The 22296-nt window shown below is 69.5% G+C and carries 20 protein-coding genes; 4 read left to right on the plus strand and 16 right to left on the minus strand.

Features of this window, described 5'->3' with window-relative positions:
• Positions 1-14: 14 nt before the first annotated feature.
• Entirely contained in the window at positions 15-398 is a 384-nt protein-coding gene (locus tag DTS01S_RS07340) for a hypothetical protein (RefSeq protein WP_017407632.1), read from the minus strand.
• 224 nt (positions 399-622) lie between these two features.
• Here DTS01S_RS07340 and soxR point away from each other — a divergent pair, with 224 nt between their 5' ends.
• Positions 623-1126: a redox-sensitive transcriptional activator SoxR gene (soxR, locus tag DTS01S_RS07345; protein ID WP_012202096.1), complete on the plus strand. Its 504-nt coding sequence runs from the start codon at positions 623-625 to the stop codon at positions 1124-1126.
• Here the strand turns inward: soxR and hutG are convergent, their stop codons facing one another.
• The 13 genes from hutG to DTS01S_RS07410 form a co-directional block, all read right to left on the minus strand.
• Positions 1127-1990, minus strand: coding sequence for an N-formylglutamate deformylase (gene hutG, locus DTS01S_RS07350; protein WP_082774885.1), 864 nt, complete (start codon positions 1988-1990; stop codon positions 1127-1129).
• Between the two features lie 14 nt (positions 1991-2004).
• Entirely contained in the window at positions 2005-3405 is a 1401-nt protein-coding gene (locus DTS01S_RS07355) for a formimidoylglutamate deiminase (RefSeq protein WP_017407630.1), read from the minus strand.
• On the minus strand, positions 3402-4547 hold the full coding sequence (locus DTS01S_RS07360) for a histidinol-phosphate transaminase (RefSeq protein ID WP_017407629.1): 1146 nt from the start codon (positions 4545-4547) through the stop codon (positions 3402-3404). Before DTS01S_RS07360 ends, DTS01S_RS07355 begins: the two co-directional genes overlap by 4 nt.
• Positions 4544-5932 carry an FAD-binding oxidoreductase gene (locus DTS01S_RS07365; RefSeq protein WP_017407628.1) on the minus strand — a complete coding sequence of 463 codons (1389 nt, stop codon included), beginning with the start codon at positions 5930-5932 and terminating at the stop codon, positions 4544-4546. Before DTS01S_RS07365 ends, DTS01S_RS07360 begins: the two co-directional genes overlap by 4 nt.
• Positions 5933-5943: 11 nt before the next feature.
• Complete coding sequence (gene hutI / locus DTS01S_RS07370) at positions 5944-7239, minus strand: imidazolonepropionase (RefSeq protein ID WP_026062965.1); 1296 nt, start codon at positions 7237-7239, stop codon at positions 5944-5946.
• Between the two features lie 29 nt (positions 7240-7268).
• A complete protein-coding gene (locus DTS01S_RS07375) occupies positions 7269-7829 on the minus strand; it encodes a HutD/Ves family protein (protein WP_026062964.1) in 561 nt (186 codons plus the stop codon).
• Positions 7830-7852: 23 nt separating this feature from the next.
• Entirely contained in the window at positions 7853-9586 is a 1734-nt protein-coding gene (gene hutU / locus DTS01S_RS07380) for a urocanate hydratase (protein ID WP_017407625.1), read from the minus strand.
• Positions 9587-9625: 39 nt separating this feature from the next.
• Positions 9626-11197, minus strand: coding sequence for a histidine ammonia-lyase (gene hutH / locus DTS01S_RS07385; protein ID WP_017407624.1), 1572 nt, complete (start codon positions 11195-11197; stop codon positions 9626-9628).
• A 113-nt stretch (positions 11198-11310) separates the two neighbouring features.
• On the minus strand, positions 11311-12081 hold the full coding sequence (gene hutC, locus DTS01S_RS07390; protein ID WP_026062963.1) for a histidine utilization repressor: 771 nt from the start codon (positions 12079-12081) through the stop codon (positions 11311-11313).
• 26 nt (positions 12082-12107) lie between these two features.
• Positions 12108-12887, minus strand: coding sequence for an ABC transporter ATP-binding protein (locus DTS01S_RS07395; protein ID WP_012202086.1), 780 nt, complete (start codon positions 12885-12887; stop codon positions 12108-12110).
• A 149-nt stretch (positions 12888-13036) separates the two neighbouring features.
• The gene (locus tag DTS01S_RS07400) at positions 13037-13921 is read right to left on the minus strand and encodes an ABC transporter permease (protein ID WP_016447378.1); all 885 of its coding nucleotides are present in this window, start codon (positions 13919-13921) and stop codon (positions 13037-13039) included.
• 18 nt (positions 13922-13939) lie between these two features.
• A complete protein-coding gene (locus DTS01S_RS07405; RefSeq protein ID WP_017405655.1) occupies positions 13940-14914 on the minus strand; it encodes an ABC transporter substrate-binding protein in 975 nt (324 codons plus the stop codon).
• Between the two features lie 274 nt (positions 14915-15188).
• On the minus strand, positions 15189-16079 hold the full coding sequence (locus DTS01S_RS07410; protein ID WP_017405656.1) for a LysR substrate-binding domain-containing protein: 891 nt from the start codon (positions 16077-16079) through the stop codon (positions 15189-15191).
• A gap of 94 nt (positions 16080-16173) precedes the next feature.
• On the opposite strand from DTS01S_RS07410, the gene DTS01S_RS07415 reads away from it, so the two are divergent.
• The 3 genes from DTS01S_RS07415 (at position 16174) to DTS01S_RS07425 (ending at position 20743) form a co-directional block, all read left to right on the plus strand.
• A complete protein-coding gene (locus DTS01S_RS07415; RefSeq protein WP_016447376.1) occupies positions 16174-17430 on the plus strand; it encodes a CaiB/BaiF CoA transferase family protein in 1257 nt (418 codons plus the stop codon).
• Between the two features lie 9 nt (positions 17431-17439).
• Positions 17440-18591: an acyl-CoA dehydrogenase family protein gene (locus DTS01S_RS07420; protein ID WP_017405657.1), complete on the plus strand. Its 1152-nt coding sequence runs from the start codon at positions 17440-17442 to the stop codon at positions 18589-18591.
• A 220-nt stretch (positions 18592-18811) separates the two neighbouring features.
• Positions 18812-20743: a RecQ family ATP-dependent DNA helicase gene (locus DTS01S_RS07425; protein WP_017405658.1), complete on the plus strand. Its 1932-nt coding sequence runs from the start codon at positions 18812-18814 to the stop codon at positions 20741-20743.
• A 100-nt stretch (positions 20744-20843) separates the two neighbouring features.
• Here the strand turns inward: DTS01S_RS07425 and DTS01S_RS07430 are convergent, their stop codons facing one another.
• Positions 20844-21653: a DUF4198 domain-containing protein gene (locus tag DTS01S_RS07430; protein ID WP_026062452.1), complete on the minus strand. Its 810-nt coding sequence runs from the start codon at positions 21651-21653 to the stop codon at positions 20844-20846.
• Between the two features lie 6 nt (positions 21654-21659).
• Positions 21660-22148 carry an EF-hand domain-containing protein gene (locus DTS01S_RS07435; protein WP_012202078.1) on the minus strand — a complete coding sequence of 163 codons (489 nt, stop codon included), beginning with the start codon at positions 22146-22148 and terminating at the stop codon, positions 21660-21662.
• Positions 22149-22296: the final 148 nt, after the last annotated feature.

The raw sequence follows: 22296 nt of genomic DNA on the forward strand, positions 1-22296 counted from the left end.
ATGTCAATCGGTCATCAATCGGACCCGAGCAGCTCCCATGCACGCTGCTGCGCCTCCTCGGGGGAGGCCGCCAGCAGCATGGGATAGCCCCAGGCCTTGCCGAACATCTGTGCGAAGGCCTCGGCCTCGGCGCGCTTGTGCGCATCGGGCTCGGCGTGGACAAGGGCGCGCACCAGGCTTTTGAGCTCGGGGCGGCGGGCCTTCATCCACAGCACGACCTGCTTGCGCTCCGCGGGCGAGCGCTCCTCCTGGGACATGTCGCCGTCGCTGAAGAAGACAAAGGCCTGGCCGCGGGCCAGCAGGGCCGAGAAGTCCTCCAGCAAGCGGTCCACGGGCACGGCCTTGTCGCGCTCGTAGCCCATGCGGACCAGGGGAAAGCTGCTGCTGTCGATGTACATGGAAACCTCCGGCCGATGCCATTCAATACAAATGAGACCCATTACTGTATGAATGAACGGCAGCTGCGTCATTGCAGCACTCGGCCAAAGAATTTCGCAGTCCGGCCAGGACGCCTGCAGGGGCGGTACAAGCCCCGGTTGCCCTGTTCCTGCGCTTTCGCTCAGAATGGCCGCATTCTTCGAGTTCAAGTGAACTTGAAGTCAAGCCACGAAGGAAAGCCACCATGAAAACCGAGGATGATCCGCTGCTCAGCATCGGCGACGTGGCGCAGCGCAGCGGGGTCAAGGCCTCGGCGCTGCGCTTTTACGAGTCGCTGAACCTGATCGAGTCCGTGCGCAGCGCCAGCGGCCACCGGCGCTACCACCGCTCGTCGCTGCGGCGCATCGCCTTCGTGGTGTTCGCCCAGCGCATCGGCTTCACGCTGGAGGAGATCGCCGAGCAGCTGGCCAAGCTGCCCAGCCGCCATGTCCCCACGGGCGGGGACTGGCAGAAGATGTCGCGGGTCTGGAAGCAGCGGCTGGACGACCGCATAGGCGAGCTGCAGCGGCTCAGCGAGAGCCTGGACCAGTGCATTGGCTGCGGTTGCCTGTCGCTGCGCCACTGCGTGCTGCACAACCCCGGCGACCTGTGCGCACAGAACGGCCCGGGGCCGCGCCGCTGGCTGGGCGACCCGCCGCCCGTGGCCATGGGCGGGCCCTGCCCGGGCCACTGCCACGACGAAGGCTGATCAGGACACGCGCCGTGTCGTGACGAAGTCCAGCACCGCCTGCAGCATGCGCTGCAGCGTGGGCTGGATCTGTTCGGCGCGCTCGGGCAGGTAGTCGAAGGGCAGGGCTTCCTGCATGTAGCTGCACTGCGTCATCTCCAGCTGCACGGCGTGGATGCCGGCCTCGGGCTGGCCGTAGTGGCGCGTGATGTAGCCGCCCGTGAAGCGGCCGTTGAGTATGGCGGTGTGGCCTGGCGCGGTCTGCGCAATGGCCAGCAGATGCTCGGCCAGTTCCAGCGCGCAGCTCGTGCCCTTGCCGGTGCCCAGGTTCAGGTCGGGCAGCTTGCCTTCGAAGAAACGCGGCAGCACCGAGCGGATGGAGTGCGCATCCCACAGCGCCACGGTGCCGTGCACGGCCTTGAGGCGGTCCAGCTCGGCGCGCAGCTGTGCGTGGTACGGGCCCCAGATGGCTTCGCGGCGCGCGGCGATCTCGGCGTCTGCGGGCACATCGGCCGGGTCGGCGTACAGCGGCGTGTCGTCGAAGGTGTCCACGGGGCACAGGCCGGTGACGCTCTGGCCCGGGTAGAGGCTGGCGCCATCGGGCGGACGGTTCAGGTCCACCACATAGCGCGAATGCGTGGCCACGAGGATGGAGGCGCCCATGGCCCTGGCGAACTCGTACAGGCGCGGCAGGTGCCAGTCGGTGTCGGGCACGTGGCGGGCTTCCTCGGTCAGGCGCGCGGCGATGTCGGGCGGCACATGGGTGCCCGCATGCGGCATGGAGATCAGCAGCGGCGCCGTGCCCTGGTGGAAGATGAAGGGAGGGGGAGCGGTATCGGTCATGGCGTGATTCTGGAACGTTTCTGGCGGGTTTCGCGGGCCCATGGCATGCGGGGGCCTCAGGATTGCAGGGTGGCCGCGCGGGCCGCGACAAAGCCGCGGGCTGCCGCCTCGTGCAGCGCATGCCGTCCGGCCTGCACGCGGCGCTCGCCGCCCACCCACAGGCTGTGCAGCGCGCTGCTGCGGTGGCTGCCGAAGACATGGGCCGAGACCATGGCCTGCACCGGCAGGCCGGCCAGTGCCACATGGCCTGCGTCCAGCGCCAGGAAGTCGGCCTGCTGGCCCACGGCCAGCCCGGCCACGGGGCGGCCTGCGGCCTGGGCACCGCCCTGCACGGCAGCGGTCCACAGCGCGGTGCCCACCTGCGGGTCGGGGCCTGCCAGCACGTTGCGCTGGCGCAGCGACAGGCGCTGGCTGTATTCGAGCATCAGCAGTTCCTCGGCCGCGTTGACGCAGGCATGGCTGTCCGAGCCCACGCCCCAGGCGCCGCCGTGGCCCAGCCATTGCGGCATGTCGAAGATGCCATCGCCCAGGTTGGCCTCGGTGGTGGGGCAGATGCCGGCCACGGCGCCGCTGCGCGCGGCGCCCGTGTATTCACCGGGCGTCATGTGGGTGGCGTGGACCAGGCACCAGCGTGCGTCCACGGAGGCATGCTCCAGCAGCCATTGCACGGGGCGCTGGCCGCTCCAGGCCAGGCAGTCGTCCACCTCCTGGGTCTGCTCGGCAATGTGGATGTGGATGGGCGCGCGCGCGTCCAGCGCCGTCAGGCCCTCCACGGCCACGCGCAGGCTGTCGGGCGGCACGGCGCGCAGCGAGTGGGGCGCCAGGCCCAGGGCCGCGCCTTGTGCGCGCGCCTCGGGCAGCAGGCGCTGCAGCAGGGCCAGCATGTTGTCGGTGCTGCGGATGAAGCGCGCCTGGTCGGCGCGCGGCGGCTTGCCGCCGAAGCCGCTGGTCTGGTAGAGCACGGGCAGCAGGGTGATGCCCATGCCGGCCTTGCGCGCGGCGCGCAGCAGGGCCAGGGACAGCGTGGCGTCGTCGGCGTAGGGCCGGCCATCCCGGTCGTGGTGCACGTAGTGGAATTCGCAGACCGAGGTGTAGCCGGCCTCCAGCATCTCCACGTACAGCCAGGTGGCGATGGCCTCCAGCGACTCGGGCGTGATGCGCGCGGCAAAGCGGTACATGAGGTCGCGCCAGCTCCAGAAGCTGTCCTGGGCCTCGGCGCGGTATTCGGTCAGGCCCGCAAAGGCGCGCTGGAAGGCATGCGAGTGCAGGTTGGGCATGCCGGGCAGCACAGGGCCGGGCGCGCGCGGCCCGTTGCCGGGCTGTGCGTCGGCCTGTACGGCCTGCAGGCGCCCTGCGCCATCCCAGCGCAGCAGCACATTGCGCGCCCAGCCCGTGGGCAGCAGCGCATGCTCGGCGAACAGCGTGCGGCTGTCGGGTGTCGGGTCGATGCCGCTCATTGCCCGGCCTCCAGGATCTCGGCCAGCGCGCGCACGAAGCGTTCGTTGTCGGCCTCGGTGCCCACGGAGACGCGGATGAAGTGCTCGAAGCCCGGCTCCTTCCAGGGCTTGACGATCAGGCCCCGGGCCAGCAGCGCCTCGTTCACGGGGCCGTTGGGGCGGCCGATGTCGATGAACAGGAAGTTGGCGGCCGAAGGCGCTATCCGAAGTGCGGGCAGGGCAGGCAGGGCGGCCAGCCGCTGCGCCAGCACATCGCGCAGGCGCACGGTCTCGGCCACGCCGCGCTGCATGAAGCCCTCGTCGCCCCAGGCCGCCAGCGCCGCCGCCTGGGCGGCCTGGTTGACGTTGAAGGGCGTGCGCACGCGGTCCAGCAGTTGCACCAGGGCCGCGTCGCTGGCCAGGCCATAGCCCACGCGCAGGCCTGCCAGGCCCCAGGCCTTGGAGAAGGTGCGCAGCACGATCCAGGGCATGGCGCGGCCGCGCAGCAGGGCCAGCACGTCGGGGTAGCCGTCGGCGTGCAGGGCGTACTCGTAGTAGGCCTCGTCCACCACCAGCAGGGTCTGCGGCGGCGTGGCGTCCAGCAGGCGCGCGAAATCGCGGGCGCTGAACATGCAGCCCACGGGATTGGAGGGATTGGCCAGCATGGCGATCTTGGGACCGCGCGCCAGCGCCTGGCACCAGGCATCGACGTCGAAGTCCAGCGCGGGCGTCAGCTCCAGCAGCTCGACGCGGGCGCCCATCATGCGCGGGTAGATCTCGTGCAGGCCGAAGGCCGGGCGCTGGGTGAGCACGCGGTCGCCGGGCGAGAGAAACGCCTGGCACAGCATCTGCAGGATGTCCTCGGAGCCGTTGCCCACGGCAATGGCCTCGGCCGGCACGCCGGTGCGCGCGGCGATGGCCGCGCGCAGCGCCGTGCATTGCGCATCGGGATAGGTGCCCACGTGCAGGGCCAGGTCGGCCAGGGCGCGGGCCACGGCAGGGCTGGCGCCAAAGGGGTTCTCGTTGCTCGCCAGCCGCGCGATCTCGGTGACGCCGTAGCGCGCCCGCACGGCCTCGGAGGACAGGCCTGCGTTGTAGGGCGGCAGCGGCGGCACTTCGGGGCGTGCCAGGGTGTGGATCGCGTGGAGGGCGGGAGCGTTCATAGGTCGAATACCTTGCCGGGGTTGAACAGATGCAGGGGGTCCAGCGCCTGCTTGATGGCGCGCATCACGGCCAGTTCGGCCGGGGTGCGGCTGGCGCCGAGATAGGGCTTCTTGTGCAGGCCGATGCCGTGCTCGGCCGAGACGCTGCCGCCGAACTCGCCGACCAGGTGGTACAACGCGGCCTCGACGCCTTCGCAGTCGCCGTTGGCGGTGGCACCGTCCACCGAGACATGCAGGTTGCCGTCGCCCACATGGCCGAAGAACAGCGTGTGGTGGCCGGGCCAGCGCGCGTCGAACGCGGCGCGGCAGGCATCGGCAAAGCGGCCGATGTCGGCCTGGGGCAGGCTGACGTCGAAGTTCACGGGCGGATGCATGTTCGTGTTGAGCTCGGCCGGCGCCTCGCGCAGCTTCCACAGCTGGCGCGCCTGTGCCACGGATTGGGCGATGACGGCATCGGCCACCTCGCCGGCCTCCATGGCCTCGCCCAGGGCCTCTTCCACGTCGGCGCGCAGCGTAGCCTCGTCCTTGCCGTCCACATCGATCAGGGCCAGCAGCGCATGCGCCTGGCCAAACGGCGGCTGCAGCTTCTGCCAGCGGATGGAGGCCTGGATGAAGCTGTCCCACATCAGCTCGAAGGCCGCCACGCCGTTGCCAAAGCGCGATTGCATGCGCGCGAGCACGGACAGCGCCGCATCGAAGTCCGGCACGGCCACCAGGGCCGTGGCGCGGGCCTGGGGCGCGGGGCGCAGGCGCAGCAGCACGCGCGTGACGATGCCCAGCGTGCCCTCCGAGCCGATGAAGAACTGCTTGAGGTCGTAGCCCGTGTTGTTCTTGAGCATGGGGCGCAGCATGGGCAGCACCGTGCCGTCGGCCAGCACCACCTCCAGGCCCAGCACCTGCTCGCGCATCATGCCGTGCTGCAGCACGCCGTTGCCGCCCGCATTGGTGGCCACGTTGCCGCCGATCTGGCAGCTGCCGCGCGCGCCCAGGTCCACGCCGAAGACCATGCCTGCGGCCACGGCCGCTTCCTGCACGGCCTGCAGCGTGGCGCCGGCCTGCACGGTCATCAGCGCGGTGCGCGCGTTCACGTCCTCGATGGCATTCATGCGCTCCATGGAGACGGCCACGGCACCCGGCACGGGCACGGCCGCACCGGCCAGGCCCGTGAGCCCGCCCTGGGGCACGACAGGCACGCGGTGGGCCGTGCACAGGCGCATGAGCGCGCTGACCTCGTCGGTGCTGCGCGGGCGCACCAGGGCCAGCGGGCGCTGGGGCGGCGTGCCGCTCCAGTCGGTGTGGTAGCGCGCGGGCACATCGTCGCCGCGCTGCGCCACTTCGGCGCCCAGGGTGGAAATCAATTCATCGAGAAACAGTGCATGGGGCATGGGACAGGCTTTCAGTGGCTCCCCTGCCCGCGGGTCCGCACGATGCGGCCCTGTCGCACGATGGTGCAGTCAGGCTTGCTGCCGAACCAGTAGGCCAGCTCGGCCGCATGGCGCACGGGCCAGAGCACGAAGTGGGCGGGACGGCCGGCCGCGATCAGGCCATGCTCGTCCTGCAGGCCCAGGGCGCGCGCGGCATGGCGGGTGATGCCCGCCAGGGCCTCGGGCACGGTGAGCCGGAACAGGGTGCAGGCCATGTTGGCCATGAGCAAAAGGCTCAGGCAGGGGGAGGTGCCCGGATTGTGATCGGTAGAGACGGCCATGGGAACGCCCGCGGCGCGCAGGCCCGCGATGGGCGGCATGTGGGTGTCACGCAGCGTGTAGTAGGCGCCGGGCAGCAGCACGGCCACGGAACCCGCGCCGCGCATGGCGGCGATACCTGCTTCCGACAGGTGCTCGATGTGGTCGCACGACAGCGCGCCATAGCGGGCCGCGAGGGCCGCCCCCTCCATGTTCGACAGCTGCTCGGCATGCAGCTTGACGGGCAGGCCCAGGCGGCGTGCGGCCTGGAAGACCTGCTCGGTCTCGGCCAGCGAGAAGGCGATGCGCTCGCAGAACACATCGACCGCATCGACCAGGCCCTCGGCCGCCAGCGCGGGCAGCATGGTGCCGGCGACGAGGTCGATGTAGTCCTGGCTGCGCCCTGCGTACTCGGGCGGCAGCGCATGCGCGCCCAGGAAGGTGGTGCGCACGGTCACGCCCAGGGCCTGGCCCAGGCGCCGGGCCACGCGCAGCTGCTTGCGCTCGTGCTCCAGCGCCAGGCCGTAGCCCGACTTGATCTCGATGGCGCAGACGCCCTCGTCCAGCAGCTGCTGCAGGCGCGGCAGGGCCTGGGCGAACAGCTCGTCCTCGCTGGCCTCGCGCGTGGCACGCACGCTGGAGACGATGCCGCCGCCGGCGCGTGCCACTTCCTCGTAGCTGGCGCCGTCCAGGCGCATGGCGAATTCGTTGGCGCGCTCGCCGCCATAGACCAGGTGGGTGTGGCAATCGACCAGGCCCGGCGTGGCCAGCATGCCCTGGCCGTCATGGCGCGGCAGGGCCGCATATGCGGGCGGCAGGGCCTGCTGCGGCCCCACCCAGGCCACGCGGCCCTGCTGCACCACGATGCAGGCATCCTCCCCGTCACCCACGGCCTGGCCGGCCTCGAACATGTCAGGCGCCAGGCGCAGGTTCTGCCAGCAGCCGTCGGCCGAAGAGGATGGAGCGAGTGCGCAAGCGGATGCAGAAGCGGGTGCGTGGGGCTCGGTCATGGAGGTGATTCCTTGGATGTCGTGGGTCGTCAGCAGGCTTGCAGCAGCACCTGCACCAGCCGCGCGTCGTCGGTCTGCGGCACCAGCTGCTGCGGGTCGGGCTGCTGCGCGCTCCACCACAGGCCCTGGCCGGGGATGAGCGCAGCGCCATCCGCCTGCCAGTCGCCCTGCAGCACCATGCACAGGCCGGCGTCGGCGCGGCCGGCGTCGGCAGCGCTGTCCAGCACCTGGACCTGCGCCCGCCACCGGCCGCGCCGCGCCATCACGTTGAAGTCGGTGGAAGTGCCGCCCAGCAGCGAGCAGCCCAGCGCCACATCGCCGGAGAAGGCAAACGGCTGCCAGCGCGCGTCCAGCACATGGTCGATGCCTTCGCCGCGCAGGTGCACGCCGTCGCCATCGAGCAGCATGATCTGCCGGTCCACGCCTGCAAAGGCCGAGAACGGGCCGGGCTGGTCAATGGTGGCCACGCTGATGCGCCAGCCAAAGGCCTCCATGCCGGCCCCGGGCGGCCAGCAGGCGATCTCGCGCGTGCTGCCGCCCCCGTTCTTCCAGGGGCTGGCGGCGATCTGGTTCAGGTTGAAACGCTGCATGGCCGTGGTGTCCTGCAAGCGGCTCACTTGACCATGGGCAGGTTCAGCTGATGGCGCTTGGCGGCCGCCACGGCGATGTCGTAGCCCGCATCCGCATGGCGCATGACGCCGGTGGCCGGATCGTTCCAGAGCACGCGGCCCAGGCGGGCTGCGGCCTCGTCCGTGCCGTCGGCCACGATGACCACGCCCGCATGCTGGGAGTAGCCCATGCCCACGCCGCCGCCGTGGTGCAGGCTGACCCAGGTGGCGCCGCCTGCGGTGTTGAGCAGGGCGTTGAGCAGCGGCCAGTCGCTGACGGCGTCCGTGCCGTCCTTCATGGATTCGGTCTCGCGGTTGGGGCTGGCCACCGAGCCGCAGTCCAGGTGGTCGCGGCCGATCACGATGGGGGCCTTGAGTTCGCCGTTCTTCACCATCTCGTTGAAGGCCAGGGCCGCCTTGTGGCGCTCGCCCAGTCCCAGCCAGCAGATGCGCGCGGGCAGGCCCTGGAAGCTGATGCGCTCGCGCGCCATGTCCAGCCAGCGGTGGGTGTGCTTGTTGTCGGGGAACAGTTCCTTGATCTTGGCGTCGGTCTTGTAGATGTCCTCGGGGTCGCCGGACAGGGCCACCCAGCGGAACGGGCCCTTGCCCTCGCAAAACAGCGGCCGGATGTAGGCGGGCACGAAGCCGGGGAAGTCGAAGGCGTTCTTCACGCCCTGGTCCAGGGCCACCTGGCGGATGTTGTTGCCGTAGTCCACCGTGGGAATGCCCATGGCCTGGAAGTCCAGCATGGCCTGCACATGCTGGGCGCAGCCCTGGGCGGCAGCGGCCTTGAGCTGGGCATGGCGCGACGGGTCGGCCGCGGCGGCACGCCACTCGTTCACGGTCCAGCCCACGGGCAGGTAGCCGTTGATCAGGTCATGGGCCGAGGTCTGGTCGGTCACGATGTCGGGGCGGGCGCCGCCGGCCTTTGCGCGGCGCACCAGCTCGGGCAGGATTTCGGCGGCATTGCCCAGCAGGCCGATGGAGATGGCCTCGCCCGCAGCCGTGTGCTGGGCGATGAGCTCCAGCGCGTGGTCGATGTCGCGCGCCTGCTTGTCCAGGTAGCGCGTGCGCAGGCGGAAGTCGATGCTGCTTTGCTGGCATTCGATGGCCAGCACGCAGGCACCGGCCAGCACGCCTGCCAGGGGCTGGGCACCGCCCATGCCGCCCAGGCCCGCCGTGAGGATCCACTTGCCCGTGAGGTCGTTGTTGTAGTGCTGGCGGCCGGCCTCGACGAAGGTCTCGAACGTGCCCTGCACGATGCCCTGGGCGCCGATGTAGATCCAGCTGCCGGCCGTCATCTGGCCGTACATGAACAGGCCCTTCTGGTCCAGCTCGTTGAAGTGCTCCCAGTTGGCCCACTGGGGCACGAGGTTGGAGTTGGCCAGCAGCACGCGCGGTGCGTTCTCGTGCGTCTTGAACACGCCCACGGGCTTTCCCGACTGGATCAGCAGGGACTCGTCGGCCTCCAGCTTTTTCAGCGACTCCAGGATCTGGTCATAGCACTCCCAGTTGCGCGCCGCGCGGCCGATGCCGCCGTAGACCACCAGGGCCTTGGGGTTCTCGGCCACGTCGGGGTCCAGGTTGTTCTGCAGCATGCGGTAGGCGGCCTCGGCCAGCCAGTTCTTGCAGTGCAGTTCGCTGCCGCGCGGGGCGCGGATGACGCGGCTGGCGTCATAGCGGGGATTGGTGGCAGCGGTGGCCGCGTTGGCGTTGAGGATGGCGTCGTTGGCGTTCATGGCGATCTCCTGGGTGCGTAGGGTGAGCGGTTGCGGGGTTCAGGCAGCCTGGTGGCTGGGCAGGTGGCGGACGATGGCCTGGGGCCAGTCCGTGGCAAGCGCCCACTGGCGCATGGTTTCGATGTCGGGTGCCAGGTAGCGGTCACGGTCGAGATGGGGAACCTGGCTGCGGATCAGCGCGTACTGCGCCTCGATCAGCTCGGAGCTGCTCAGGCTGCGGTCGAAGTCCATGCCCTGGGCGGCGGCCATGGCTTCCACGCCCACGATGACGGCGGTGTTGCGCGCCATCTCGCCCAGGCGCCGCGCGCCGTAGGTGGCCATGGAGACATGGTCTTCCTGGTTGGCCGAGGTGGGCAGGCTGGTGACGCTGCTGGGATGGGCCAGGCACTGGTTCTCGGCAGCCAGGGCGGCAGCCGTGACCTGGGCGATCATGAAGCCCGAGTTCACGCCGCTGTCGGCAATCAGGAAGGCAGGCAGGCCCGACAGGCCGGTGTCCAGCAGCAGGGCCATGCGGCGCTCGGAGATGGCGCCGATCTCGGCCAGGGCCAGGGCGATGATGTCGGCCGCGAAGGCCACGGGCTCGGCATGGAAGTTGCCGCCCGAGATCACGTCGCCGTTGTCGAAGACCAGCGGGTTGTCCGAGGCGGCGTTGGCCTCGATCACCAGCACGCGGGCCGCATGGCTGAGGTTGTCCAGGCAGGCGCCCATGACCTGGGGCACGCAGCGGATGGAGTACGGGTCCTGCACGCGGCCGCAGTGGGGGTGGGAGGTGTCGATGGCGCTGCCGTCCAGCAGTTCGCGCACGGCGGCGGCCACGGCGATCTGGCCAAGCTGGCCGCGCGCCTCGTGGATGCGGGCGTCAAACGGCTTGACCGAGCCCTTGATGGCCTCCAGCGTCAGGCAGCCCGCCACCAGGCCGGCGGCAAACACGCTCTCGCCCTGGAAAAGGCCCACCAGGGCCAGCGCCGTGGATACCTGGGTGCCGTTGAGCAGGGCCAGCCCTTCCTTGGGGCCGAGCACGAAGGGCTCCAGGCCCACGTGGCGCATGGCCTCGGTGCCGGACACCACCTGTCCATCGATCTTGGCCTGGCCTTCGCCGATCAGCACGCAGGCCAGGTGCGACAGCGGCGCCAGGTCGCCGGAGGCGCCCACCGAGCCCTTGGCGGGAATCACGGGCAGCACGTCGGCGTTGGCCAGGGCCAGCAGCGCATCGACCAGCTCGGGGCGCACGCCCGAGTGGCCGCGCGCCAGGCTCACGGCCTTGGTGGCCAGCACCAGGCGCACCACGGCGTCGGGCAGCGGATCGCCCGTGCCCACGCTGTGCGACAGCACCAGGTTGCGCTGCAGCTCTGCCAGGCGGTCATGGGCGATCTTGGTGGAGGCCAGCTTGCCGAAGCCGGTGTTGATGCCATAGACGACCTGGTCCTCATCCACGATGTGCTGCACATGGGCCTGGGCGGCGCGCATGCGCTCGTAGGCGGACGCCGCCATGGACAGGCGCACGCCGCCCTGCTGTATGGCCCGCAGCTGGGCCAGGGTGACCTGGCCGGGCTGCAGCGTCAGCGCGGTGCCGGGACGGGAGGTGAGGCCGGGAGTCGTGATGGTGTTCATGGTGATGCCCTGTCGGTGTCTGGAAGGATGTGCCAGGATGGATGTCTATGCCTGTCTATACAATATCAATCGAAGCGGAACAGCGCAAGAGCGGGAACCCCGCCTTTCCGGCCTCAGCCGTCGTGCGATCCGCCGTCGGTGCGAAAGCGGCTGCCCAGCCGGTAGCGCATGCCCGGATGCACGCAGTGCACCCAGGTCACGGGCGTGCCCAGGTACCAGGTGCGGCGCGTCAGCGTCAGGCAGGGCTGGTCGGTCTCCATCTGCAGCCAGCGTGCCTGCTCGGGCGTGGGCAGCATGGCGTCCACCACATGCTCGATCTGGTCGAAGGGCACGTTGCGCACCAGGTACACCGAAGGCTGGATCAGCGAGAAGTCCTGCTCCATGAAGTCCGGCGCCATGCGCGGGTTCACATGGCGGTCTTCCAGCTGCACGGGCACGTCGTTCTCGAAATGCACGCCCTGCAGGTGGAACACCGAGCTGCCGGCGGACAGCTGCAGCGAGGCCGCCGCCTCGGGCGAGGCCGACTCGCGGCGCACGCTGATCAGCTCGAAGCGGTGGTCATGGCCGCGCTGGCGGATTTCCTCGGCGATGTTGGCGATGCGCAGCAGCGTGGACTGCGGCTTTTCCTCGGCCACGAAGGAGCCCACGCCCGCCACCCGCACGATCACGCCCTGCTCGGCCAGCTCGCGCAGCGCGCGGTTGGCCGTCATGCGGGCCACGCCGAACTCCTGCACCAGCTCCTGCTCGGACGGCACGCGCTCGCCGGCCGACAGCGAGCCATCGGCGATCTTGCGCATCACATGGTCCTTGACCTGCTGGTACAGGGCCATGGGCACCTCCGCCGTCGTTGCGGAAAGACGAGAAGCCGTGGAGCGGGAAGACATGGTGTGGGCAGTGGTCATGAAAAGCGTCAGTGTGCAGCAGCAGCCAGCGACTCTGCGCGAATCTCTTCGGTCAGCCGGGCTTTCAGCTCCATGAACTCGGGCGATGTCTTGACCGTGTAGTGGCGCGGATGCGGCAGGTTCACGGGGATGTCGGCCTTGATGCGGCCCGGGCGCGCGCTGAACACGGCCACGCGGTTGGCCATGAAGATGGCCTCGTCGATGTCGTGGGTGACGAACATCACGGTCTTGCGCTCGGCCTCCCAGATGCCCAGCAGCAGCTCCTGCATGAGCACGCGGGTCTGGTTGTCGAGTGCGCCGAAGGGCTCGTCCATGAGCAGGATCTTGGGATCATTGGCCAGCGCGCGCGCAATGGCCGTGCGCTGCTGCATGCCGCCCGACAGCTGCTTGGGAAAGTGGTTCTCGAAGCCGCGCAGCCCCACCTTGGCGATGAAGTAGTCGCTGCGCTCCTTTTGCAGCGCCTCGCTCACGCCCTTCTCGCGCAGGCCGAAGCGGATGTTCTGGGCCACCGTCAGCCAGGGGAACAGCGTGTAGCTCTGGAACACCATGCCCCGGTCGGCGCCCGGCCCGTCCACGGCGCGGCCGTCCAGCAGCACCTGGCCCGTGGTCGGGAAATCCAGCCCCGCCGCAATGCGCAGCATGGTGGACTTGCCGCAGCCCGAGGGGCCGAGGATGGTGACGAAGTCGTTCTCGCGGACCTCGAAATCCACAGGCAGCAAGGCCTGCGTGCTCGTGCCCTTGTGGCTGGTGAAGGTGCGCGAAACACCTTGAATGGACAAAAGATTCATCACGATTCTCCAGGGCGCTTGTCAATATTCACGGCGGCTGCAACCGGCGCGACTCCCCTCAGAGACACCGAGGAAGGGCCGCCCCGCACCGAGGGTGTCGTCCCCCTTCAAGGGGGAAGCGGCGCAGCCGCTCAGGGGGTAGATCCTTTTCACAGGGTGCTCCACTCGAACATGCGACGGTTCAGCGATTTGAAGATGAAATCGGACACCAGGCCGATGAGGCCGATCACGATGATGCCGAAGATGATCTGGCCCGTGTTCAGCAGCGCCTGGCTGTCGGTGATCATGTGGCCGATGCCCGAGGACGAGCCGATCAGCTCGGCCACGATCACATAGGTCCAGGCCCAGCCCAGCACCAGGCGCAGCGTCTCGGCAATGCCGGGCGCGGCGCCCGGGATCAGCACGCGGCGCACCACGCCGGTGTTGGAGGCGCCCAGCGTGTAGGCGGCCTCCACCAGGTCCTTGCGCGCGCCGCCCACGGTGACGGCCACCATCAGCGTGATCTGGAACACCGAGCCGATGAAGATGACCAGCAGCTTCTGCGTCTCGCCCACGCCGGCCCACAGGATCAGCAGCGGGATGAAGGCCGAGGCCGGCAGGTAGCGGCAGAACGACACGAAGGGCTCGAAGAAGGCCTCGACCGGCTTCCAGGCGCCCATGGCGATGCCCAGCGGCACGGCCACGACCGAGGCCAGGATGAAGCCGCCCATCACGCGCCAGACCGTCATGCCGATGTCGTGCAGGAAGCCGTACTCGGTGAACAGCAGCACGCCCTCGCGCGCCATGGTCATGGGGCTGGCCAGGAAGGTCGGGGAGACGAAGCCGCCCAGCGTCACAGCCGCCCAGACGAGAAAGAACAGCACGAAGAAAGCCACACCCAGCACCCACTTGGCCGTGGGGCTGACGGGCTCCAGCGGCGCCATGCGGCGGCGGCGGACGGGGGCTGGCGCCGCGGCGGGCGCGGGAGCGTGCGGTGTGGCGTGGGTCATGGGCTTGTTAGCCGGCTGGACTGCGGAAGTGGATGCGGCTTGCATGGTCATCCCCTGGCGGGCTTACTGGATGAAGCTGGCGTCGTACATCACGCCATAGTTCTCGGGGATGGAGCGGATGATGCCGGCCTCCTTGAGGATCACGGCCGATTCCTTCATGAACGGCACCAGCTCGTTGGCGAAGAATTTCTGGTTGGCTTCCTTGTCGGACCACTTGAGGTAGGAGGCCGACTTGCCGAACTGCTCGCCGCTTTGCTTGACGGCCGTGCCCATGATCTCGAAGGACTTGGTCTTGTCGGCCTCGATCATGGCCACCGCATCGAAATACGACTGGGCCAGCGCCTTGGCGGCGGCCGTGTTCGCCTTGAGCCACTTGGGATCGCAGCCCACCGTGTCCATGACCATGGGGTAGTCGATGGTGGTGGCCAGGATCTTGCCCGCGGCCGGGTTGGCGCGGATGGTGGACAGGTAGGGCTCGTAGCTCATGGCCGCATCGTTCTGGCCGGCCACGAAGGCCTGGGCCGCGGGCTGGGGCTCCAGCGAGACGGTCTTCACATCCTTCATGGTCATGCCGTTCTTGTGCAGCATCCAGGCCAGGCCGAAGTACGGCGCCGTGCCCGGCGCGCTCACGGCCACCGTCTTGCCCTTGAGGTCGGCGAAGCCCTTGACATCATTGCGCACGGCGATGCCGTCGGCACCGTAGGACTTGTCCATCTGGAAGATCTGCACGATGGGCACGCCGTTCGTGTTCCAGGCCACATGCGTCTCGATGGTGGTGGCCGCGCACTGGATGGCGCCCGAGGCCAGGGCCAGGTGGCGGTCCTTCTGCGGAATCATCTTCAGGTCCACCGCCAGGCCGTTCTTCTTGAAGATGCCGGCCTTGTCGGCCAGGGTCAGCGGCGCGAAGCCGGTCCAGCCCGACATGCCCAGGGTGATCTTGGTCTCCTGCGCGGCAGCGGGCTGCAGTGCGGCGGCAAGGCAGAGGGCGGCGGCCAGCGGCCCCAGGGGCAGGCGGCGGAACGTGGGGATCGAACTCATGTGGCACTCCTCGGTCGGGAAAGCAAGTTGGCGATGGCAGTTTCGGGGTCCGCAGGCAGACCAGTGCGGGAGCCCGAAGTGTGTTTTTGCCGACCGGACATGTATATACAGGATTACCCGGCAAACCGGTGATGGAGCGAGCATCCTGCATCTACCTGCGATCAACACGGAGAGCAACAGCAAATGCCGTGCCAACCAAGCTTGTCCATACAACCTGGGGAAAATCCCGGGTAACAGCTCACCACCGTGGTGCATGCCACGGGGCTGCGCGCCGCTACGGTGCAATCACGGCACGCGCCACCTTCAAGAACGGTGCAATCAGCGGCGAGGCATTGCCCGCCGGCACGGCCAGCACCACGCCCTGGGGGGCCACGCGGCCCCGGATGCGGCGGCAGGCCAGGCGCTGGCCATCGTGGGCGCGGTCCACCACTGGCCGCGTGGTCAGCACGCTCAGGCCGTGGCCATTGGCCACCATGGAGCGCAGCATCTCGATGGAGGCGAACTCATGGGCCACCAGCGGCGTCACGCCGGCCTCGCGGAACAGCGACAGGAAATACTCGCGGCTGTGCGGCAGGTTGATCAGCACCAGCGGGTAGCGGGCCACCTCGGCCAGCCCCACGCTGGTCCTGGCCGCCAGCGCATGGCGCTGCGGCAGCAGCACATAGGGCGGCAGCGCCGCCACGGGCAGCAGCTCCATGCGGGGACGCGCCAGGCCCGTGTTGTACTGCAGGGCCGCATCGAGCTCGCCGCGCTCCACCTGCTGCGTGAGCGAGGCGATATCGCCCTCCACCAGCTCCAGCGCAATGCCGGGATGGCGGCGCTGCATCTGCGCCAGCAGCGCCGGCACCCAGCGCGCGCCCAGCGTGCTCAGAAAGCCCAGGCGCAGCACGCCCGCCACCGCCGCCGTGCGCGGCCCCTGCAGGCTGCGTGCGCCGTCCAGCAGCGCCTGGGCATCGCGGCTGCGCACCGCGCCGGCCGCCGTGAGATCCAGCCCCCTGGCATGGCGGCGCACGAACAGCGCCTCGCCCCACTGCGCCTCCAGGTCGGCAATCGCCTTGGAGATGGACGGCTGGGACACGCCGATGGCTTCTGCCGCGCGCGCCGCACTGCCATGGCGTGCAGCGGCCACGAAGTACTCAAGCTGCCGGAGGCTGATATGGATCATCTTTTTGAATGCATTGCATCAGGATTGAATATTTTCCATTGATTCAATTGCGGGCCAGCATGCAGCCATCCACCACCTGTCCATGGCTGCATCAATGACCGAATCCGCCTCGCCCCCCGCCCCTGCCAGTACCGCCCGCCCGCTGGACGGCGTGCGCATCCTCGACTTCACGCGCGTGCTGGCCGGGCCGCTGTCCACGGCCCTGCTGGCCGACCTGGGCGCCGAGGTCGTCAAGATCGAGCCGCCGCAGGGCGACGACTACCGCGCCATCGGCCCCATGAACAACGGCGAAAGCGCGCTGTTCACGGTGATGAACCGCAACAAGCAAAGCCTGGTGCTGGACCTCAAGCACCCCGAGGCCGTGGCCCTGGTCCGCGAGATGGCCGCCCAGGCCGACGTGGTGGTGGAGAACTTCCGCCCCGGCGTGGCCGAGCGCCTGGGCATCGGCGCAAGCCAGTTGCGGGCACTCAATCCGCGCCTGGTCTATGTCAGCGTCTCGGGCTTCGGCCAGACCGGGCCGCTGGCCCACCGGCCGGCCTACGACATCATCGTGCAGGCCATGAGCGGCCTCATGGAGGCCACGGGCGAGCCCGATGGCGCGCCCACCGTCGTGGGCGAGGCCGTCAGCGACGTGGTGGCCGGCCTGTTCGCCTCCTGGGCCACGCTGGCCGCGCTGCTGCAGGCCCGCGCCACCGGGCAGGGCCAGCAGGTGGACGTGGCCATGTTCGACACCACGCTGAGCTTTCTGGCCACCTCGGTGGCGCGCTACCTGTTCACGGGCCGGCCCGCGCGCCGCGTGGGCAACCGCCATCCGCTGTCCGCGCCCTTCGGCGTGTACCGCGCAGGCGATGGCCACTTCGCGCTGGCCGTGCTCAACAACAAGCTGTTCGCCGCCGCCCTGCAGGCCATGGAGCTGGGCAGCCTGGCCGGCGACCCGCGCTTTGCCAGCGACGAATCACGCTCGGCCCACGAACCCGCGCTGCGCGAGGCCATCGAGGCCTGGGCCGGCCGGCATGAAGTGGCGCAGGTGGTGGCCGCGCTGGATGCGGCCGGCGTGCCCGCCGCCCCCATCTGGAACATTGCCCAGGCGCTGGAGTCGCCCCAGAGCCAGGCGCGCGGCCTGCTCGGCGCGGTGCAGGACCCGCGCCTGCCCGGCCTGCGCCTGCCCACCCAGCCCGTGCATTTCAGCGGCGCCGCACCCAACCGCGCCGAGCGCGCACCGGCCCTGGGCGAGCACACCGACGCCCTGCTCTCGCAGTGGCTGGGCCGGGGTGCCGAAGCCATTGCCGCGCTGCGCGCATCCGGTGCCCTGGGCACCGCAGGCGCAGCCCCCTCTTCCCCATCACATTGAGCAACCGACATGAACTTCCAACGACTGGGCACCACCGCCGACGACCACGCCATTGCCGATGCCGTGGCCCGCTTTGCCGACGACGCACTCGCCCCGCTGGCGCAGCGCATGGACGAAGAGGCGCTGTCCGCCACCTGCCATGTGCCGGGCCTGTCGGCCCTGGGCGTGATGGGCATGAACCTGCCCGAGGCCCTGGGCGGCCCCGGCGTCACGCCCACGGCCATGCTGCTGTCCCTGGTGGCCATCTCGCGCGCCTGCGCGGCCACCTCGTCCATGATCGGCGCCCACTACCTGGGCACGGACGCCGTGCTCATCGGCGGCGACGACGCCCAGCGCCAGCAGTGGCTGCCGCGCTGCGCCAGCGGCCAATGGCTGGCGGCCTTTGCGCTGACCGAGCCGCGCGGCGGATCCCACCCGGCCGACATGCGCACGCGCGCCGTGCGCGATGGGGACGACTATCTGATCACGGGCGTCAAGCACTTCATCTCCAACGCCGCCGAGGCGCGCTTCATGGTGGTCTTCGCCAAGACCGACATGGAGGCCGGCGCGCGCGGCGTCAGCGCCTTCATCGTGCCGCGCGATCTGCCCGGCATCCAGGTCTCGGCGCCCGAAAAACTCATGGGCATCCGCGGCGGCCATGCCTTCGAGGTCTCGCTGGACGGCGTGCGCGTGCCTGCCAGCCACCGGCTGGGCGCCGAGGGCACGGGCTTCAAGACGGCCATGAAGGTGCTGGACAACAGCCGCCTGGACGTGGCGGCCACCGCCCTGGGCGTGGCCGAGGCCGCCCTGGCCGCCGCCGCGCAATGGGCCAATCAGCGCCTGGTCGGCGGCGAGCCGCTGGCCACGAAACAGGGCATCCAGTGGAAGCTGGCAGACATGAAGCTGCGGCTGGAGTCCTCATGGGCGCTGACCATGCAGGCCCTGGCCTTGCGCCAGGCAGGCCAGCCCTTCACCCAGCACTCGGCCATGGCCAAGCTGCATGCGTCCGAAATGGTGGGCTTCGTCACCGACGAGGCCCTGCAGATCCACGGCGGCTACGGCTACACGCGCGAAATGCCGCTGGAGCGCCTGGTGCGCGATGCGCGCATCCTGCGCATCTACGAAGGCTCGTCCGAAGTGCAGCGCAGCATCATTGCGCGTGGGGTGCTGGGCGGCAGCTGAATGCAGCAGCGGGTGGCTAGGAGAAATCTGAAAATGGCACCCTCGCGCCCGGAAAAGGCCGTTGATGCAGAGCGGTTCAAACCCCAGGTCTTCCCTGGACCTTGCGAGGGGGCGCAAAATGGCGGCTGTTGCGGCCTTCGGGCCGCAGCGCATTTGTTGCGGGAAGCGCCCGCATCCCGCCCCCTCCCGCGCCAGCCGCCCCTGCCGAAAGAAGCCTCCGTTGTCCGCCGCGCATTCCGTCCTGCAAGCCGTGTTCGGCTACGAACAATTCCGCGGTCCGCAGGAGGCCATCGTCTCGCACGTGGTCGCCGGCGGCGATGCGCTGGTGCTCATGCCCACGGGTGGCGGCAAGAGCCTGTGCTACCAGGTGCCGGCCATCGTGCGCCAGCAGCAGGGCCACGGCGTGGCGGTGGTGGTGTCGCCGCTGATCGCGCTCATGCACGACCAGGTGGGCGCGCTGCACGAGGCCGGCGTGAGCGCCGCCTACCTGAACTCCACGCTGTCCTATGACGAGACGCAGGAAGTCGAATGGCGCCTGCAAAGCGGCGACATCACCCTGCTGTATGCCGCGCCCGAGCGCCTGAACACGCCGCGCTTCCTGGGCCTGCTCGACGACCTGCATGCCCAGGGCAAGCTGTCGCTGTTCGCCATCGACGAGGCGCACTGCGTGAGCCAGTGGGGCCATGACTTCCGGCCCGAATACCGCGCGCTGAGCGTGCTGCACGAACGCTATGCGGGCGTGCCGCGCATTGCGCTCACGGCCACGGCCGACGCGCTGACGCGCGCCGACATCGTCGAGCGGCTGCAGCTGGAGAGCGCGCGGCACTTCGTCAGCAGCTTCGACCGCCCCAACATCCGCTACCGCATCGCCGAGAAGAAGGACGTCAGCAACCAGCTGCTGCGCTTCATCGAGCGCGAGCACGAGGGCGAGGCCGGCGTGGTCTATTGCCAGTCGCGCAAGCGCGTGGAGGAGCTGGCCCAGACGCTGAGCCAGGCCGGCGTGCCCGCCCTGCCCTACCACGCGGGCCTGCCCTTCGAGACGCGCCAGCTGCACCAGGACCGTTTCCTGCGCGAGGACGGCATCGTCATCGTCGCCACCATCGCCTTCGGCATGGGCATCAACAAGCCCGATGTGCGCTTCGTGGCCCACGTGGACATGCCCAAGAACATCGAGGGCTACTACCAGGAAACCGGCCGCGCAGGCCGCGACGGGCTGCCCGCCGATGCCTGGATGGCCTACGGCCTGTCCGACGTGGTCAACCAGCGCCGCATGATCGACGAAAGCCCGGCCGAGGACACCTTCAAGCAGGTCATGCGCGGCAAGCTCGATGCCCTGCTGGGCCTGGCCGAGGCCACGGACTGCCGCCGCGTGCGGCTGCTGGCCTACTTCGGCGAGCAGTACGGCCTGGGCGCACCGGGAGAAGACGCAGAGACGGACATTGAAGGCCGGCCGCTGCAGCGCGTGGCAAAGACCGCCTGCGGCAACTGCGACAACTGCCTGGAGCCCCCGGCCCTGTGGGACGGAACGGACGCCGCGCGCAAGCTGCTGTCCACCATCTACCGCGTGCACGAGGCCAGCCAGCTGACCTTTGGCGCGGGCCACATCATGGACGTGCTGCGCGGCAAGGACACCGAGAAGGTGCGCCAGTACGGGCACGAGAAGATCTCCACCTTCGGCCTGGGCAAGGACTACAGCGAGCCCCAGCTGCGCGGCGTGATGCGCCAGCTGCTGGCCACCGGCGCCCTGGGCCTGCACAAGATCACCAGCGAGAACAGCGGCCACAGCTTCGACACCCTGTGCCTGGCCGAAGGCTCGCGCGAAGTGCTGCGCGGCAATGTCCAGGTGCAGCTGCGCGAGGCCGTCGCAGCGCCGCGCACGCGCACCTCCAAGCGCGCCACCCAGCCCAACGCGGCCGCCGCCAGCCTGGGGCCTGATGCCCAGGTGCGCTTCATCAACCTCAAGGCCTGGCGCGCCGAAGTCGCGCGCGAGCACAACCTGCCGGCCTACGTGATCTTCCACGACGCCACGCTGGCCGCCATTGCCGAGCGCAACCCGGCCTCGCTGGACGACCTGCAGGGCATCAGCGGCATGGGCGCCAAGAAGCTGGACGCCTATGGCGCCGAGGTGCTGCGGGTGGTGGCCACGGGTTGAGGCGCATAGCCCTCATGCACATCGCCTGGGGCTGGGCTTCACCATGAGAAAAGGCCTGCACCTCCATGGCGGCAGGCCTTTTTCGTGAAGCCGGAACCCCTTACTGCGCCAGCACCCTGAACGTCAGCGTGTAGTTGTTGCCGTACTGCGGCGCGGCGGCGCCGGCGGGGGCGTCGGCGCGGTAGCGCACCAGGGCCAGGTAGATGCCGGACTTGGGCAGGGCGTAGGAGATGCGGCCCTGGCCATCGGTGGTCAGCGCGTCCACGCTGTGCTGGCTCGCCAGGTCCATGGCCGAGCGGAAGATTTCCACCTTCTGCGCGGCCAGCGGCTTGCCGTCGTATTGCACGGTGAAGTCGAACTTCTCGCCCGCGAACAGGTCGGCCGGATGCGTGACGGGCACGATCTCCAGGCCCTTGCCTGAGGGCGCGAGCGCGGCCCGGCTGGGCTTGCCCACCGTGATGTAGGTCTCGGAGACCGACAGCGACTGGTAGTGGCTCAGCAGCCTGGCATCGGCCGGCGTGGGCGTGGCGGGATCACGCGCGGTCTCGACCTTGCCGTTGCGCTCCCACGAACGGAAGATGGCGCCCAGGCGCGGGCCGGTGCTCACGCGGTAGGTGCCCTTCTCGTCGGGCAGTTGGTGCTCGGCCACGGTGCGGGTCTTGAACTGGCGCACATCGGCCATGGGCGTGACCGAGCCGTCGGGCGCCGTCACGGCGAAGCGCGTTTCGCCAAAAGCCACTTCGGGGATGAAGAACTTGTCGGCGAAGCTGGCGTCCACGCTGATGACGGCCCGGGGCTGGGCCTCGAAGCTGGTGGGCAGCAGGTAGGGCGTGTGGGCCTGGGCGGAGATGCACACGGCCGACAGCAGCGGCAGCCACCAGGCCAATCGCTTGGATGGGGTTTTGGCCATGTCCGCTCAGGGCTTCTTGACGTCGTTCTTGTCCACGACGCCATCGGCATTGACGTCGGCTTCCTTGAAGCTGCGTTCGGCGATGGCCATGTCTTCTTCCACGGTGTATTTGCCGTCGCGGTTCCTGTCCACGATGCCGAAGCGCACATGGGCCTGCTTCATGGACTGGGCATAGCGCTCGTCGGGCTGGCGGCCCGCGTACTGCTGCTTGAGGCGGGCCTCGAACTCGTCCACGTACTCCTTCTCGCTGAGCCAGCCGTCGCCATTGGTGTCGCCGGCCAGGAAGCGCTGCTTGCGCACGGTGTCGTACTCCTGGCGCGTGACCACGCCATCACGGTTGGCGTCGTAGCTGCCCATGAAGGCAGACTGGCCATGCCCGCCCGCAGGCTGGGCCGGGCCGCTGGCGGACGGTGCCGTGGGCGATGCGCAGGCGGTGAGCAGGGCCGCCAGGCCGGCAGCGGCCAGCATGCGGTGGGACAGAGAGAACTCGATCATGAAACGACTCCTGAAGTAGGCAGATACAGCGGCGGCTGCGATGGTGGTGGAGGCTTTCCGGCCGACACCGCCGCTGTAGGGAAGGCCGGCCGGCCCCTGGAGAAACTCCTCGGATCCGCGCCACGCGGCAAGTGAAGGTGGCGTGGAT

This window comes from Delftia tsuruhatensis NBRC 16741, assembly GCF_001571325.1.
In the GTDB taxonomy this organism is placed as follows: domain Bacteria; phylum Pseudomonadota; class Gammaproteobacteria; order Burkholderiales; family Burkholderiaceae_C; genus Comamonas; species Comamonas tsuruhatensis.